Source organism: Amnibacterium sp. (assembly GCF_025463795.1).
In the GTDB taxonomy this organism is placed as follows: domain Bacteria; phylum Actinomycetota; class Actinomycetes; order Actinomycetales; family Microbacteriaceae; genus Amnibacterium.
Window position 1 is genome coordinate 1 of the sequence record NZ_JAODBE010000169.1, and the last position, 14,706, is coordinate 14,706.

At 72.3% G+C, this 14,706-nt stretch carries 15 protein-coding genes; 11 read left to right on the forward strand and 4 right to left on the reverse strand.

Going from position 1 to position 14,706, the window contains the following annotated elements:
- Nucleotides 1-358 (forward strand): hypothetical protein (locus JWQ92_RS14240; RefSeq protein WP_297345121.1); only part of this gene is annotated, 358 nt, incomplete at its 5' end.
- Here the strand turns inward: JWQ92_RS14240 and gabT are convergent.
- Complete coding sequence (gabT, locus tag JWQ92_RS14245; RefSeq protein WP_297345122.1) at nucleotides 342-1,715, reverse strand: 4-aminobutyrate--2-oxoglutarate transaminase; 1,374 nt, start codon at nucleotides 1,713-1,715, stop codon at nucleotides 342-344. The genes JWQ92_RS14240 and gabT overlap by 17 nt on opposite strands.
- A gap of 118 nt (nucleotides 1,716-1,833) precedes the next feature.
- On the opposite strand from gabT, the gene JWQ92_RS14250 reads away from it, so the two are divergent.
- Nucleotides 1,834-2,871, forward strand: a complete 1,038-nt coding sequence (locus JWQ92_RS14250; RefSeq protein ID WP_297345123.1) for an FKBP-type peptidyl-prolyl cis-trans isomerase — start codon at nucleotides 1,834-1,836, stop codon at nucleotides 2,869-2,871.
- 120 nt (nucleotides 2,872-2,991) lie between these two features.
- Here JWQ92_RS14250 and JWQ92_RS14255 read toward each other — a convergent pair whose 3' ends face one another.
- Nucleotides 2,992-3,450, reverse strand: a complete 459-nt coding sequence (locus tag JWQ92_RS14255) for a GNAT family N-acetyltransferase (RefSeq protein WP_297345124.1) — start codon at nucleotides 3,448-3,450, stop codon at nucleotides 2,992-2,994.
- Nucleotides 3,451-3,485: 35 nt separating this feature from the next.
- Between JWQ92_RS14255 and JWQ92_RS14260 the strand changes: the two genes are divergently transcribed.
- The 3 genes from JWQ92_RS14260 to JWQ92_RS14270 all read left to right on the forward strand — a co-directional run bounded on the left by JWQ92_RS14260 (nucleotide 3,486) and on the right by JWQ92_RS14270 (nucleotide 6,432).
- Nucleotides 3,486-3,956 (forward strand): OsmC family protein, encoded by a 471-nt coding sequence (locus tag JWQ92_RS14260; RefSeq protein WP_297345125.1) that lies wholly within the window; start codon nucleotides 3,486-3,488, stop codon nucleotides 3,954-3,956.
- Nucleotides 3,953-5,050 (forward strand): 1-deoxy-D-xylulose-5-phosphate reductoisomerase, encoded by a 1,098-nt coding sequence (locus JWQ92_RS14265; RefSeq protein WP_297345126.1) that lies wholly within the window; start codon nucleotides 3,953-3,955, stop codon nucleotides 5,048-5,050. Before JWQ92_RS14260 ends, JWQ92_RS14265 begins: the two co-directional genes overlap by 4 nt.
- A 62-nt stretch (nucleotides 5,051-5,112) precedes the next feature.
- Nucleotides 5,113-6,432 (forward strand): RIP metalloprotease, encoded by a 1,320-nt coding sequence (locus JWQ92_RS14270; protein ID WP_297345132.1) that lies wholly within the window; start codon nucleotides 5,113-5,115, stop codon nucleotides 6,430-6,432.
- Here JWQ92_RS14270 and JWQ92_RS14275 read toward each other — a convergent pair.
- Nucleotides 6,429-7,454, reverse strand: a complete 1,026-nt coding sequence (locus JWQ92_RS14275) for an EamA family transporter (protein ID WP_297345127.1) — start codon at nucleotides 7,452-7,454, stop codon at nucleotides 6,429-6,431. The genes JWQ92_RS14270 and JWQ92_RS14275 overlap by 4 nt on opposite strands.
- Nucleotides 7,455-7,532: 78 nt before the next feature.
- On the opposite strand from JWQ92_RS14275, the gene JWQ92_RS14280 reads away from it, so the two are divergent.
- The 3 genes from JWQ92_RS14280 (at nucleotide 7,533) to JWQ92_RS14290 (ending at nucleotide 11,414) form a co-directional block, all read left to right on the forward strand.
- On the forward strand, nucleotides 7,533-8,087 hold the full coding sequence (locus JWQ92_RS14280) for a CGNR zinc finger domain-containing protein (RefSeq protein WP_367276744.1): 555 nt from the start codon (nucleotides 7,533-7,535) through the stop codon (nucleotides 8,085-8,087).
- A gap of 82 nt (nucleotides 8,088-8,169) precedes the next feature.
- Nucleotides 8,170-9,300, forward strand: coding sequence for a flavodoxin-dependent (E)-4-hydroxy-3-methylbut-2-enyl-diphosphate synthase (gene ispG, locus JWQ92_RS14285; protein WP_297345134.1), 1,131 nt, complete (start codon nucleotides 8,170-8,172; stop codon nucleotides 9,298-9,300).
- A 338-nt stretch (nucleotides 9,301-9,638) separates the two neighbouring features.
- Nucleotides 9,639-11,414, forward strand: coding sequence for a proline--tRNA ligase (locus JWQ92_RS14290; RefSeq protein WP_297345128.1), 1,776 nt, complete (start codon nucleotides 9,639-9,641; stop codon nucleotides 11,412-11,414).
- Nucleotides 11,415-11,418: 4 nt separating this feature from the next.
- Here the strand turns inward: JWQ92_RS14290 and JWQ92_RS14295 are convergent, their stop codons facing one another.
- Nucleotides 11,419-11,739: a hypothetical protein gene (locus JWQ92_RS14295; RefSeq protein WP_297345129.1), complete on the reverse strand. Its 321-nt coding sequence runs from the start codon at nucleotides 11,737-11,739 to the stop codon at nucleotides 11,419-11,421.
- Between the two features lie 99 nt (nucleotides 11,740-11,838).
- On the opposite strand from JWQ92_RS14295, the gene nusA reads away from it, so the two are divergent.
- The 3 genes from nusA to JWQ92_RS14310 all read left to right on the forward strand — a co-directional run.
- A complete protein-coding gene (nusA, locus tag JWQ92_RS14300; protein WP_297345135.1) occupies nucleotides 11,839-12,837 on the forward strand; it encodes a transcription termination factor NusA in 999 nt (332 codons plus the stop codon).
- A gap of 179 nt (nucleotides 12,838-13,016) precedes the next feature.
- Nucleotides 13,017-13,949: a PfkB family carbohydrate kinase gene (locus tag JWQ92_RS14305; RefSeq protein WP_297345130.1), complete on the forward strand. Its 933-nt coding sequence runs from the start codon at nucleotides 13,017-13,019 to the stop codon at nucleotides 13,947-13,949.
- Nucleotides 13,950-14,324: 375 nt separating this feature from the next.
- On the forward strand, nucleotides 14,325-14,706 hold a 382-nt coding region (locus JWQ92_RS14310; RefSeq protein WP_297345131.1), incomplete at its 3' end, for a translation initiation factor IF-2 N-terminal domain-containing protein.

The window sequence follows — 14,706 nt, forward strand, 5'->3', positions numbered from 1 at the left end:
GACGCCGCCGGAGCCGCCGGACTTCCGGCCGGACGGCGCGGTCGTCGCGCTGGTCACGACCCGCCCCGGGCAGCGCCTCGCTCAGCTCCGCGACGCGGGCCTCGCCGCCGCACCGGCCGGCGGGGACGACGCGCCGCTGCTCGTGGGCTCGGTGAACGGATGGCAGGCGCAGTGGCCGAGGTTCAGCCGGATCGTGTCGACAGGCACCGTCCTGGTCGACGCCGTGCCACCCGCCGAGCTGCGTGCGCTGCTCGGCGCCTCGGCGGTCCTGCCTCCGGTGACCGGCCCCGACGACGTGCTCGCGCTCCGGGCCGGCGAAGCGCCGACCCGGGTGCGCCTGGTCAGGCGCCCCGGGTGACCTCGGTCAGGGCCTCGCGCAGCACCGACACCCCGTCCTGCAGCTGCTCGTCCGTGATGGCGAGGCTCGGCAGGAAGCGGAGAACGTTGCCGTACGTGCCCGCGGTGAGCAGGAGCACGCCGTGCTGGCCCGCATAGGCGGAGATCGCCTGCACGGCCGCGGCGTTCGGCGCCTTCGTCGTCGCGCCCGTGCCGGGGGCGACGAGCTCGATCGCGAGCATCGCGCCCTTGCCGCGCACATCGCCGATGATGTCGAACTCGCGCTGCAGCTGCTCGAGCGCCGGGCGGAGCGTCTGCTCGATCCGCTCGGCCTCGGCCAGCAGACCCTGCTCCTCGATCTGCTCGATGACCGCGACGGCGGCCGCGGCCGCGACCGGGTTGCCACCGAACGTCCCGCCGAGTCCGCCCGGGTGGGAGGCGTCCATGATCTCGGCTCGGCCGGTGACGCCGGCGAGCGGCAGGCCTCCGGCGATGCCCTTGGCGAAGAACACGAGGTCCGGCTCGAAGCCGAAGTGCTCGCTCGCGAACCAGCGGCCGGTGCGCGCCATGCCGCTCTGGATCTCGTCCGCGGCGATCACGACGCCGTGCTCGTTCGCCCACCGCTGCAGGGCCGGGAGGTAGCCGTCGGCCGGCGTCTGGAAGCCGCCCTCGCCCTGGATCGGCTCGACCACGAGGATCGCGAGGTCCTCGGCACCGATGTGCTTCTCGATGTACGTGATGGTGCGCGCGGCCGCCTCGGCGCCGCTCAGGCCGTCCCGGTAGGGGTAGGAGGAGGGCACGTGGTAGACGTCGCCGGCGAACGGGCCGAAGCCCGTGCCGTACGGCATCGCCTTGAAGTTCATCGCCATCGTGAGGTTCGTGCGGCCGTGGTACGCGTGCTCGAGCACCGCCACCGCTCGGCGGTGCGTCGACTTCCGCGCGATCTTCACGCCGTTCTCGACGGCCTCGGCGCCGGAGTTCACGAGCACCGTCTTCTTCGGGAACGAGCCGGGGGTGCGCTCCGCGACGAGCTCCGCCACCCGCACGTACGACTCGTACGGCGTGATCGTGAAGAGGGTGTGCAGGAAGTCACCGAGCTGCGCACGCGCGGCCTCGACGACCGCGTCGTTCGTGTGGCCGACCGTCGTGACGCCGATGCCCGCGCCGAGATCGATGAACCGGTTGCCGTCGACGTCCTCCACGATCGCGCCGTGCGCCCGGCGGATGTAGACGGGGAGCATCGAGCTGACGCCGACCGGCACCGCCGCGAGGCGCCGCTCGTGCAGGGCCTGGGAGGCGGGGCCGGGGATCGCTGTGACGATCCGGCGAGACGTCAGCTCGTCGGTGGTGGAGGTGTCGGGGACGAGCGTGTCGGTCATGCCTCCAGTGTACGAACCGCGCCGAGCCCGGCATCCGCGGAGCGGGCGTGCCCAAGGATTCGGGAAGAACGGCCGTCCGTGGGCAGGACCCCCCGCGGACGTGCCGCAGGATGGAGGGATGCCTTCGAACGCCTCCGCTCCGCTGCGCCGCCTCGTTCCCGCGGCCGTGGCCGCCGCGCTCGCCCTCGCGCTGGCCGGCTGCTCCGGCAGCCCGTCCGGATCGGCGACCTCGAGCGCGGCATCGGCCGCGGCTCCGTCCCCTGCGGCCTCGCCGGCGACGTCGACGGCCGCCTGCGCGACCTCGGGCAGCGCGTCGCAGTCGGTGAAGGTGAGCGGCAAGGCCGGCGCGGCGCCCGCGGTGAAGTTCCCGCTGCCGACCGCGGCGAGTGCGACGCAGCGGACCGTCATCACCGCCGGCCACGGGAACGCGGTGCAGACGGGCAGCAGCGTGAAGATCGCCTACGAGCTCTTCGAGGGCGCGACGGGCAAACAGCTCGACCAGAGCGGCTACACCGCCGCGAAGAAGCCGGTCATCCTGACCGCCGACACCTCGCAGTACCTGCCGGGGCTCGTCGAGTCCATCGTCTGCGGCAAGGTCGGCGAGCGCTTCGCCGCCGTCATCCCGGCCTCGCAGGCGTTCGGGTCGACGGGATCCGAGCAGCTCGGCGTCGGAGCCAACCATTCCCTCGTGCTCGTCGGTGACATCCTGTCCCTCACCCCCACGAAGGCCACGGGGGCCGTGAAGACGCTGCCGTCGGGGTTCCCGACCGTGACGCTCGCCTCCACGGGTCAGCCGACCATCACGGTGCCGAAGTCCACGGCGCCGGCGACGCTGAAGATCGCCGACCGCGAGGTGGGCACGGGCGCCACCGTGAAGTCGGGCGACACCGTCACGGTGCAGTACCAGGGCGTGCTCTGGCGCAACGGGTCGGTGTTCGACCAGTCGTGGGGCAAGACCGGTCCTGCGAGCTTCTCGACGGCCGCCGTCGTGAAGGGCTTCCGCGACGCGCTCGTCGGCCAGAAGGTCGGCTCCCAGGTCGTGGCGATCGTGCCGCCGGCCGACGGCTACGGCAAGACCGGCGCCGCGAACGGGCAGATCAAGGGCACCGACACCCTCGTCTTCGTGATCGACATCCTGGCCACGACGCACGCCTGACGCGTCCTCGCTGATCGCTGCGTTCCGGAGCTCTCGGGCGACACGCCGCCTGCGGTGCTCCGGCGCCGGCTCGTCCGCTGGTTCTTCCGGAACGGCGCGATCGGCCCTGGGACCGCGCGGTCAGCCTCGGCGGCGCATCCGGCGCTCGAGCAGCGGGTCCTCCGGCGACGGCCCCTCGTCGACGAACCCGCTGCGCCGGTAGAGGCGCACGGCCGGGCCGTTGTCGGTGCGCACCGAGAGCAGGACGTCCCGGCCCGCCGCGAAGTCCACGATCGCGGCGATCGCGACCTCTCCGACGCCGCGGCCACGCGCGGACGGATCCACCCAGAGCGAGACCACCTCGACGACGTCGTCCTCGAGCATCGCGGCGATCATGCCGACGGGTCGGCCGTCGAGATCGAGCAGCACGGGAAAGGGGGAGTCGGCGAGCCGAGCGCGCCACCGCGCCTCGACGTCGTTCGGGCCGGTCCAGTCGGCGAGCGTCGAGCCGAACGCGGCCGGGTCCGTCGCGAGCGCTGCGAGCCGGAGCGAACGCCAGTCGCGCCAGTCGTCCTCGCCGATCCGGCGCACCTCGATCACGGCCCCATCCTTCCCCGCGCCCGTAGGCTCGGCGCATGCCGCACCGGTACGAGGTCGCAGTCGAATGGACCGGCAACCGCGGCACCGGCACCTCCGCGTACCGGGCGTACGGCCGCACGAACGTCGTCCGGGTCGAGGGCAAGCCCGATCTGCCGGGGAGCGCCGACAAGCCGTTCTTCGGCGACGCCGACCGGTGGAACCCGGAGGAGCTCCTCGTCGCCGCCCTCAGCCAGTGCCACATGCTGTCGTACCTGCACGTCGCCGTGAAGGCCGGTGTGGTCGTCACGGCCTACACGGACACCGCGACCGGGGTGCTCGAGGTCGACGCGGACGGCGGGGGACGGCTCACGGAGGTCGACCTGCATCCGCTGGTGACGCTCGAGGACGAGTCGCAGCGGGCGCTCGCCGACTCGTTGCACGCGGAAGCGCACCGGCTCTGCTTCATCGCCAACTCGGTGAGCCTCCCGGTCCGCCACCACCCGGTCGCGCCGGGCGGGACCCCGTGAGCCGTCGACGTCGGGTTCTGCTGCTCGGATCCACGGGATCGATCGGCACGCAGACGCTCGACGTGATCGCGGCGAACCCGGAGCGCTTCGAGGTCGTCGGCCTCACCGCCGGCAGCGACGCCCGCTCGCTCGCCGAGCAGGCGGAGCGCTTCGGCGTGACCGCCACCGCCCTCGGCGCGGCCGACGCCGAGGCCCTCGTGCACGACGTCGAGGCCGACGTCGTCGTCAACGGCATCACGGGCGCCGCGGGCCTCGGCCCGACGCTCGCGGCGCTCGAGACGGGCAGGACCCTCGCGCTGGCGAACAAGGAGTCGCTCATCATCGGCGGTCCTCTCGTCACCAGGGCGGCGCGCCCGGGCCAGATCGTCCCCGTCGACAGCGAGCACTCCGCCATCGCCCAGTGCCTCGCCTCCGGCACGCACGCCGAGGTGCGCCGGCTGGTGCTGACCGCATCCGGCGGCCCGTTCCGCGGGATGGCGGCTGCGGCGCTCGCGGACGTCACGCCGGCGCAGGCCCTCGCCCACCCCACGTGGGACATGGGGCTCATGGTCACGACGAACAGCGCGACGCTCGTCAACAAGGGCCTCGAGGTGATCGAGGCGCACCTGCTGTTCGACGTTCCGCTCAGCGCGATCGACGTGGTCGTGCATCCGCAGTCGATCGTCCATTCGATGGTCGAGTTCGTCGACGGCGCCACGATCGCGCAGGCCTCCCCACCCGACATGCGGCTGCCGATCTCACTCGGCCTGGACTGGCCGCACCGCGTCGCCGGGGTCGGCGCACCGCTGGACTTCACGACGACGCAGTCGTGGACGTTCGAGCCCCTCGACGAGGACGCGTTCCCCGCCGTGCGGCTCGCGAAGCAGGTGGCGGGCGCGGGCGGTACGGGACCGGCGGTCTTCAACGCGGCGAACGAGCAGGCGGTGCTCGCGTTCCATGCAGGGCGGATCCGGTTCCCCGACATCCTCGGAACCGTGCGCGCGACGCTCGACGCCGTTCCGGTGGCGACCGGTGAGCTCGATCGGGCAGCCGTCCTCGACGCCGACCGCGCCGCCCGAGAGGCCGCGGACCGCATCCTCTCGCGGAACTCCTAGGCGCGGCCGCGCCGCGTGCGCCGGCGGATCGGCCTGCCGCACGTACCCTGTCGGGCGTGACCGTGCTCCTCTACGTCCTCGGCATCCTCGTCGTCGCGGTCGGTGTGGTGCTGTCCATCGGCCTGCACGAGGTGGGCCACCTCGTGCCCGCGAAGCTGTTCGGCGTCCGCGTGACCCAGTACATGATCGGGTTCGGGCGCACGGTCCTGTCCCGGCGCCGCGGCGAGACGGAGTACGGCCTGAAGCTCGTGCCCCTCGGCGGCTACATCTCGATGGTCGGCATGTTCCCGCCCGCCAAGGGCGGCGGGCGCGGCCGAACGGCATCGACCGGCTTCTTCAACACCCTGGTCCAGGACGCCCGGGACTCCAGCCAGGAGCAGATCCAGCCGGGGGAGGAGCACCGGGCCTTCTACCGGCTCGCGGTCTGGAAGCGCGTCGTCATCATGCTCGGCGGCCCGACGATGAACCTGCTTCTCGGGATCCTCTTCACCGGCATCGTGCTCACGGGCTTCGGCGTCTACCAGCCGACGACGACCGTCGCGTCGATCTCGAAGTGCATCGTGCCCGCGACGCAGGCCACGACGGTCTGCCGCAGCACCGACCAGGCCGCACCGGCCGCGAACAGCGGCCTCCAGCCCGGCGATCGGATCACGGCGATCGACGGCCGGGCCGTCTCCTCGTGGACGGACGTCACCGACGTCATCCGCACCAGCGCGGGCACGGCGATCACGCTGACCGTCGCCGGGACGGGCGGCGAGCGCAGAATCACGGTCACCCCGGCGAGCAACACCGTGGCCGTCACGGACGCGAACGGCGCGCCCGTCCGGAACGCCGCCGGCACGCTCGAGACCCGCACCGTCGGCTTCATCGGCATCAGCCCCACCGAGCAGCTCACCCGTCAACCGGCGACGGCCGTGCTGCCCGCCGTCTGGAACAACACCGTCTCGGTCGGCGCGGTGATCATCCACCTGCCGCAGCGCCTCGTCGGCGTCGCGCAGGCCGCGTTCGGCTCGGCGCCGCGCGACCCGAACGGCCCGATCAGCGTCGTGGGCGTCGGCCGCGTCGCGGGCGAGATCGCCAGCTCGCCCGAGGTGCCGGTCGTCTCGAAGGTCGCGAGCCTCGTCGGCATCCTCGGCAGCCTGAACATCGCGCTGTTCGTCTTCAACCTGATCCCGCTGCTGCCGCTCGACGGCGGCCACGTGATCGGCGCCCTCTGGGAGGGGCTGCGGCGCAGCATCGCGAAGCTGTTCCGCCGCCGTGACCCGGGCCCCGTCGACACCGCGAAGCTCATGCCCCTCACGTTCGCGGTCGCGATCCTGCTGGGCGGGATGAGCCTGCTGCTCATCTACGCGGACATCGTCCGCCCCGTCACCCTCTTCTAGTCCCCGCGACTTGCCACTTTTGGCCGCTTCCGGGGCCGTGAAGGGGTCGAAAGCGGCACGTGGCCCGGTGGAACGTGCGCGCCCGGCCGGCTCGCGGGGAGCGGCTCCCCGTCCTCGAGCGGCATGCGATGCGGCGCGGGCACGGAGACGACGAGCACCACGCCGAGCAGCAGGACGACGCCGCCCGCGACCTGGAGCGGTCCGGGGATCTGGCCGAGCACCAGGGCGGCGGTGAGCGTGGCGAACAGGACCTCGGTGAGTGCGAGGAAGGACGCGGGCCGAGGTCCGATCCGCGCTGCCGCCGCGACCTCGATCGTGTAGGCGAGCGCGGTCGCGATCAGCACGACGACGGCGAGCGGCACGAGCGCGGAGACACGGGAGCCGAACAGGTCGACGGTCCAGGACCCGACGGTGACGGGCACGATCCGCGTGACCCCGAGGAGGCCCGATACGACGGTCGCCACGAAGAAGCCGATGCCGGTGAGCGCGAGCGGCGGCACGGGCAGAGTCGCCGAGAGCTGGAAGTAGACGGCGCACACGACCGCCGCCGTGAAGGCGGCGCCCACCCCGAGGGGATCGAGGGCGACTCCGCCGGCGATGTCGAGCACGAGCAGCAGGCCGCCCATCGCGAGCGCGGCGCCGCCGATCACCCGCAGCGGCGGCCACCGGCGCATCCGGATCCCGGTGGCGACGACGAGCAGCACCGGCGCGAGGTACTCGATCATGAGGGCGGTGCTGACGGGGATCCGCGAGACCGCGAGGAAGTAGGAGGTCTGCGTGCCGGCGATGCCGACGCCGCCGAACAGGAGCAGGCCGAGCCGGTGCCGCCACAGGAGCGACCACCGGCCGCGCATAGCCCGCACGGTCGGCACGGCGAGGATCAGGGTGCCGATCCCCGTCCGGACGATGCTGCCCGCCCCGGCGCTCCAGCCGGCGTCGAGCACCGGCTTCACGAAGGTGCCGGACATCCCGAACGCGAGGGCCGAGGCGACGGCCACGAGCATCCAGCGCGTGCGTCCCATGTCGGTGCCCCGTTCCCTGTCATGACCGTTCCGCAGTACGCTCCTGACACTAGTCCTGAGCGTGTAAGGAGTGAAATCGTGTTCGCCGATGACACCGAGTCGGTCCTGCAGGCCGCGGCGGCGCTCGTGAACACCGAGCCCGAGGCGTCGCACTCGGGAGCGGACGAGCTCAGCCGCGTCGAGGACGTCGCGGCCTTCTACGCCGGCCGGTCCTACAGCGGTGCCCTCGCGAGGAGCGATGAGGAGCTCGCCGCCGTGCGGGGGCTGCGGACCGAGCTGCGCCGGTTCTTCACCGAGTCGCGGGACGACGCGGCGGCCCACGTGAACTCCGTGCTGGAGGACGCTCGCGCTCTGCCGCGTCTCGTCAAGCACGACGGGTACGACTGGCACCTCCACGCCGTGCCGAACGACGCCCCCTTCGAGCGGCGGATCCTCGTGGAGACCGCGATGGCCGTCTCCGACCTCGTGCGGGCCGACGAGCTCGGCCGGCTCAAGGAGTGCGCCGCCGAGGACTGCACCGCGGTACTCGTCGACCTCTCCCGCAACCGCTCGAAGCGCTTCTGCGACGTCGGCAACTGCGGCAACCGTACGAACGTGTCGGCCTACCGCGCACGCCGGGCCCTCGGCGCCTGACGCGCGCCTGACCCTCCTCGAGACCGAAGTACCCTCGAGGGCGACGAAAGGACGGTCGGACGTGCCTGCTGTGAACCTGGGGATGCCGAAGGTGCCCGAGGTGCTCGCCCCGCGCCGCAAGTCGAGGCAGATCCGCGTCGGCAAGGTGCTCGTGGGCGGCGACGCCCAGGTGAGCGTGCAGTCGATGACCACCACGCCGACCCCGAACATCAACGCGACGCTCCAGCAGATCGCCGAGCTCACCGCCTCCGGCTGCGACATCGTGCGTGTCGCCGTCCCCTCGCGCGACGACGCCGAGGCGCTGCCCATCATCGCCAAGAAGAGCCAGATCCCGGTCATCGCCGACATCCATTTCCAGCCCAACTACGTCTTCGCCGCGATCGACGCCGGCTGCGCGGGCGTGCGCGTCAACCCCGGCAACATCCGCAAGTTCGACGACCAGGTGAAGCAGATCGCCGAGCGCGCCAAGGCGGCAGGGGTCTCCATCCGGATCGGCGTCAACGCCGGCTCCCTCGATCCGCGCCTGCTCGAGAAGTACGGCAAGGCCACACCGGAGGCACTGGTCGAGAGCGCCGTCTGGGAGGCGAGCCTCTTCGAGGAGCACGACTTCCACGACTTCAAGATCTCGGTGAAGCACAACGATCCGGTCGTGATGGTGAAGGCCTACCGGATGCTCGCCGAGCGGGGCGACTGGCCCCTGCACCTCGGCGTGACGGAGGCGGGGCCGGCCTTCCAGGGGACCATCAAGAGCGCGACCGCGTTCGGCATCCTGCTCGGTGAGGGCATCGGCGACACGATCCGTGTCTCGCTGTCCGCGCCGCCGGTCGAGGAGGTGAAGGTCGGCCTGCAGATCCTGCAGTCGCTGAACCTCCGCGAGCGCAAGCTCGAGATCGTCTCGTGCCCCTCCTGCGGGCGCGCGCAGGTCGACGTCTACTCCCTCGCCGACAGCGTCACCGAGGGCCTCCAGGGCATGAGCGTGCCGCTGCGCGTCGCGGTGATGGGCTGCGTCGTGAACGGCCCGGGGGAGGCGCGCGAGGCGGACCTCGGCGTCGCGTCCGGCAACGGCAAGGGCCAGATCTTCGTCAAGGGCAAGGTCATCAAGACGGTGCCGGAGGCGGAGATCGTGCAGACCCTGATCGAGGAGGCGAACCGCCTCGCCGACGAGATGGGCCCGGGCGCCCCGCTCGGCACCGCCCAGGTCGTCACCGCCTGAAGCACGCCGCGCTGCACGCGGTGAGGGTGAGCGCCGGCGTTCCCGCCGGTGGCTCGAGACCTCCGCCCGACAACGCGTTCCCGGCCCTCGCGGGGCACCCGCATGCGTGCCGGTTTCCGCCCTCGTCCGGGCGGAACGAGGGCGGAACGTGGCACGTGCGCGTCGGAGGACGGCACCCGGAATGGGGGTCCCATCAGGCCCCATCCGGCTTGGCCGGTCCGCCGGGGCGGGCATAGCCTTGCGCCCACCAGGTGGCCCGAACGGCGTGCCCGGCCACGGACCCCGCGTCGATCCCTCGACCCGGGGTCCGCGTTCGTTGACCGGTAGGTTCGATCTCCGTGGTCACGCGTATGAGTCGGTTGTTCCTCCGCACGCTCCGGGAGGATCCCGCCGACGCCGAGTTCACGAGCCACAAGCTGCTCGTGCGCGCCGGGTACATCCGGCGCCAGGCGCCGGGCATCTTCGCCTGGCTGCCGCTCGGCCTGAAGGTGAAGGCGAAGGTCGAGGCCATCGTCCGTGACGAGATGGAGGCGGCGGGCGCGCAGGAGGTGCACTTCCCGGCGCTGCTCCCCGCTGAGCCGTACCAGCTGACGGGCCGCTACGCCGACTACGGCGACGACATCTTCCGGCTGAAGGACCGCAAGGGCGGCGACTACGTGCTCGCCCCGACCCACGAGGAGGCGTTCGCGCTGCTCGTGAAGGACCTCTACTCGTCGTACAAGGACCTGCCGCTCACGATCTACCAGATCCAGGACAAGTACCGCGACGAGCCGAGGCCTCGCGCCGGGCTCCTCCGCGGCCGCGAGTTCACGATGAAGGACGCCTACTCGTTCGACATCGACGACGCCGGCCTCGACGCCTCCTACGAGCTGCAGCGGGCCGCCTACGAGCGCGTCTTCGCCCGGCTCGGGCTCGAGTACGCGATCGTCTCGGCGCATGCCGGCGCGATGGGCGGGTCCCGCAGCGAGGAGTTCATGCACCCCACCCCGGCGGGCGACGACACCATCGTGCGCTCGTCCGGCGGCTACGCGGCGAACGTCGAGGCGTTCCGCACCCTGGCCCCGGCTCCCCGGGACGCGTCGGGGCTCCCGGCCGCCCTCGTCTTCGACTCGCCCGACACCCCGACGATCGCCACGCTCGTCGCGCTGCTGAACGAGCGGCATCCGCGCGGGGACGGCCGCGCCTGGACCGCCGCGGACACGCTGAAGAACGTCGTGCTCGCCCTGACGCACGTCGGCGGGAACCGCGAGGTCGTCGTCGTCGGCATCCCCGGGGACCGCGACGCGGACCTCAAGCGCGCGGAGGCGACGTTCTTCCCCGCCGCGGTCGAGGCCGCGACGGAGGAGGACTTCGCGGCGAACCCGTCGCTCGTGAAGGGCTACATCGGGCCCTGGTCGGCAGCAGGGCCGGTGCTGGGGGAGTCGTCCGCGGGTCGGATCCGCTACGTCGTCGATCCTCGCGTCGTCGAGGGCACGGACTGGGTCACCGGCGCGAACGAGCCCGAGAAGCACGTGCTCTCGCTCGTCGCGGGCCGCGACTTCACGCCCGACGGCACCGCCGAGGTCGCCGAGGTGCGCGCCGGGGATCCGGCCCCGGACGGAACCGGTCCCGTCGAGCTCGCGCGCGGCACCGAGATCGGCCACGTCTTCGCGCTCGGCCGCAAGTACGCCGACGCGCTGGGGCTCAAGGTGCTCGACCCGAACGGCAAGCTCGTCACCGTCACGATGGGTTCGTACGGGATCGGCGTCACCCGCGACCTGGCCCTCGTCGCCGAGGCGAACTCCGACGAGAAGGGTCTCGTCTGGCCGCGCTCCATCGCGCCGTTCGACGTGCACGTCGTGGCGACCGGCAAGGACGAGGCCGTCTTCGAGGAGGCCGAGCGGATCGGGCGGGAGCTCGAGCTGCGCGGCGCCGACGTGCTCGTCGACGACCGCCGGGTGTCACCGGGGGTGAAGTTCGCGGACGCCGAGCTGCTGGGTGTGCCGAGCATCGTCGTCGTCGGCCGCGGGCTCGCCGACGGCGTTGTCGAGCTGCGCGACCGGGCGTCGGGTGAGACGGAGCACGTCCCCGTCGACCAGGTCGTGGACCGCGTCGCGGGGCTGCTCGGGCCCTGAGGACTCAGGCGATCCGGTCGGCGATCGTGATGGTGGCGGTGTCGATCCGCTGCGGAACGCCGTCGAAGGCCGCGCGGCGCTCCTCGGAGGCCGCGTAGCGCTCGTCGACGGCGCGGAACGCCTCGCGGTCGCCCTCCACGGAGACCGCCCAGACGAACTCGTCGTTCTCCGGGATCGCGTAGGCGAACTCGACGCGGAAGCCGTGCGCGGTGCGGGCGGGCACGATCCGCTCCCGCCACCAGGCCACGAACGCGGGCAGCTCACCGCCCACGATCCGGTACCGGCGCAGCTGCACCGTGCGTCCGTCGTCGTCCGTCCCCGCCATCCCGGCCCTCCGTCCCCGCCTCCTCGGCGCTGCTACCGTAGTGGTCCCGGTGGAGCGGTGGCCCCGGCCGGGACCCAAGTGGACAGTGGAGGGATGGCGATGGAGATCGACCTCGCCGTGCTTCGCCTGATGGAGCGTGAACGGGAGATCCCGTTCGACGAGCTCCTCCGCATCATCGAGGCCGCGGTGCTCACCGCGTACCTCAAGCACACCGGTCAGCCCGAGCACCAGACGCCGGGCACGCCACGGCCACGGGTGCACATCGACCGCAAGTCCGGGCGTGTGACCGTGCTGATCCCCGAGCTCGACGAGAACGGCGAGCAGATCGGTGAGTCCGAGGACGAGCCGCACGACTTCGGCCGCATCGCCGCCTTCGCGGCCAAGCAGGTCATCAACCAGCGGCTGCGCGACCTCGGCGACGAGCGGATCCTCGGCGAGTTCAAGGGCCGTGAGGGCGACATCGTCGCCGGCGTCATCCAGCAGGGTCCCAACCCGCGGATGGTGCACGTCGACCTCGGCAGCGTCGAGGCGATCCTGCCGCCCGAGGAGCAGGTGCCCGGCGAGACGTATCCGCACGGGGAGCGGATCCGGGTCTACGTCACGAGCGTCTCCCGCGGCCCGAAGGGACCGTCCATCACGGTCTCGCGCACCCACCCGTCGATCGTCCGCAAGCTGTTCGCGCTCGAGGTGCCGGAGATCGCGTCGGGGCTCGTCGAGATCACCGCGTTGGCCCGCGAGGCCGGCCACCGGTCGAAGGTGGCCGTGAAGGCCACCCAGCCCGGCGTGAACGCGAAGGGCGCCGCGATCGGGGAGCTCGGCCAGCGCGTGCGGGCCGTCTCCGCGGAGCTCGGCGGCGAGAAGATCGACATCGTCGACCACTCCGACGACCTCGCGACCTTCGTCGCGAACGCCCTCTCGCCCGCCCGCGTCTCGTCGGCGTTCGTCATCGACAAGAGCACGAAGGCCGTCCGGGCGCTCGTACCCGACTACCAGCTGTCGCTCGCGATCGGCAAGGAGGGCCAGAACGCCCGTCTCGCCGCGAAGCTTACGGGCGCGAAGATCGACATCCAGCCCGACTCGATCCTCGAAGAGGATTGAGTCGATGGGTGCTGCCGGTCCTCGACGAGGATCGAGTCCATGGGTGCTGCCGGTCCTCGTAGAGGATCGAGCCCATGGGTGCTGCCGGTCCTCGAAGAGGATCGAGCCCATCGGTGCGGCCGGTCCTCGAAGAGGATCGAGCCCATGGGTACTGCCGGTCCTCGAAAAGGATCGAGCCCATGGGTGCTGCCCGATCCTCGATCGCGAGTAGGCGCCTGATGGCGGATCGTCGCGGGCACGTCGTCGTGATCGGCGATGCGCTGATCGACGAGATCCACGACGAGGCCGGCGTACGGGACGTCGTCGGAGGCGCGGCGCTGAACGTCGCGGTCGGCCTCGCCCGGCTCGGGGTCCCGACGACGCTCGTCGCGATGGTGGCCGAGGACGAGGACGGCGCGACCGTGCGGGCGTTCCTCGGCCGGTTCGGCGTGCGGCTGGTCGCCACGCCCGCGCCGCGCGGCACCGCCAGGGCGATCGCCACGAAGTCCGACGGCGAGGCCCGCTACGACTTCAACGACGCGGCGGTGCACCGCTCGATCGACTTCACCGGCGCGGCCCGCGACGCGCTCGACGCGGCACCGCTCGTGGTCGTCAGCTGCTACCCGTTCGACCACGACGACCTGACCGACGCCCTGCTCGACGCGGTCGAGGATCCCGCGGACCGGCTCGTCGTCGATCCGAACCCGCGCCCAGCGCTGCTCTCCGACGTGGCGGCCTTCGTGCGGAACGTCGACCGGGTCGCCTCCGCGGTGCGGCTCGTGAAGCTCGGCGACGAGGACGCGGCCCTGCTCTACGGCACGGAGCTGGACGATGCCGCCCGGCGCCTGCAGCAGGACGGCGCCCGCCTCGTGCTCGCCACCGCCGGCGGACGTGGCGCCTCCCTGCATCTGCCGGACGGCCGCCTCGACGCGCCGGTCGCCGAGCTGCCGGGCCCGATCGTCGACACGATCGGCGCAGGCGACGCCACCCTCGCCGCGCTCACGGACGCCCTGCTCCGCGCCGACCGTGAGGACGGCGGCGACGCCCTCTTCTGGGAGGGTGCGCTCCAGAACGCCATGATCATCGCCGCCGCGACCTGCCGCTCCGAGGGCCCGCTGCTCCAGCTGCCCTGACGACGCGGATCCGGTCCCGCGAGTAGGGGAACGTCCCGGGAGTAGGCCGACGCGCCGCGCCCAGCCCTACACCCGGCACGATCGCCTACGGCCGGCACCCAGCCGGGCTCCGCCGTCGGCCGGGTGGAACCGGAATGCCCGCCGCCGCCGGCACGTTGCACATGTCGAGCGCCCGGGGCTCGCATCCGCACGCCCGACGGGTAGACTCATCGGCGGCCGGTTCGGACCGGCCCTCTCCGCCTGCCGCACGATCCGTGCGCAGGCTCTCATCCCCCTTGAGGTGGAACAGGCACATGGACAAGCGATGAGCGACTCGAAATGAGCTCCGCACCGCATTAACGGCCTGCCTGTCTGGCAGGTCCAGACAGGAGAACAGTGGCGAAACCACGCGTCCACGAAATCGCATCCGACCTCGGCATCGACACGAAGCTCGCACTCGCGAAGCTGAAGGAGATGGGCGAGTTCGTCAAGGGCCCGTCCTCGAGCGTCGAGCCCCCGGTCGTCCGCAAGCTGAAGGCGAAGCTCGTCGCGGACGGCATCCCGATGGGCGGCGCTTCGGCTGCGCCCGCGCCCGGTCCTCGACCGGTCGCACAGGCACCCGGCCGCACGCCGGCCCGCCCGCAGCAGCCCGCACCGGCGGCGCCGCAGGCGCAGCAGCCGACCGCGGCTCCTGAGGTCCGGCCGAGCACGCCCGCCCCGCAGGCGCGTCCGGCGACCCCGCAGCCCGAGCAGCAGCAGCCCGCGCCCCAGGCCGATC

What these genes read in the sequence shown, in the direction of transcription:
- nusA (WP_297345135.1), top strand. Translation starts at nt 11,839, where the DNA reads ATGGAGATCGACCTCGCCGTGCTTCGCCTGATGGAGCGTGAACGGGAG.
- ispG (WP_297345134.1), top strand. Translation starts at nt 8,170, where the DNA reads ATGCCGAAGGTGCCCGAGGTGCTCGCCCCGCGCCGCAAGTCGAGGCAG.
- JWQ92_RS14260 (WP_297345125.1), top strand. Translation starts at nt 3,486, where the DNA reads ATGCCGCACCGGTACGAGGTCGCAGTCGAATGGACCGGCAACCGCGGC.
- JWQ92_RS14295 (WP_297345129.1), bottom strand. Translation starts at nt 11,739, where the DNA reads ATGGCGGGGACGGACGACGACGGACGCACGGTGCAGCTGCGCCGGTAC.
- JWQ92_RS14250 (WP_297345123.1), top strand. Translation starts at nt 1,834, where the DNA reads ATGCCTTCGAACGCCTCCGCTCCGCTGCGCCGCCTCGTTCCCGCGGCC.
- JWQ92_RS14305 (WP_297345130.1), top strand. Translation starts at nt 13,017, where the DNA reads ATGGGTGCTGCCCGATCCTCGATCGCGAGTAGGCGCCTGATGGCGGAT.
- gabT (WP_297345122.1), bottom strand. Translation starts at nt 1,715, where the DNA reads ATGACCGACACGCTCGTCCCCGACACCTCCACCACCGACGAGCTGACG.
- JWQ92_RS14275 (WP_297345127.1), bottom strand. Translation starts at nt 7,454, where the DNA reads ATGGGACGCACGCGCTGGATGCTCGTGGCCGTCGCCTCGGCCCTCGCG.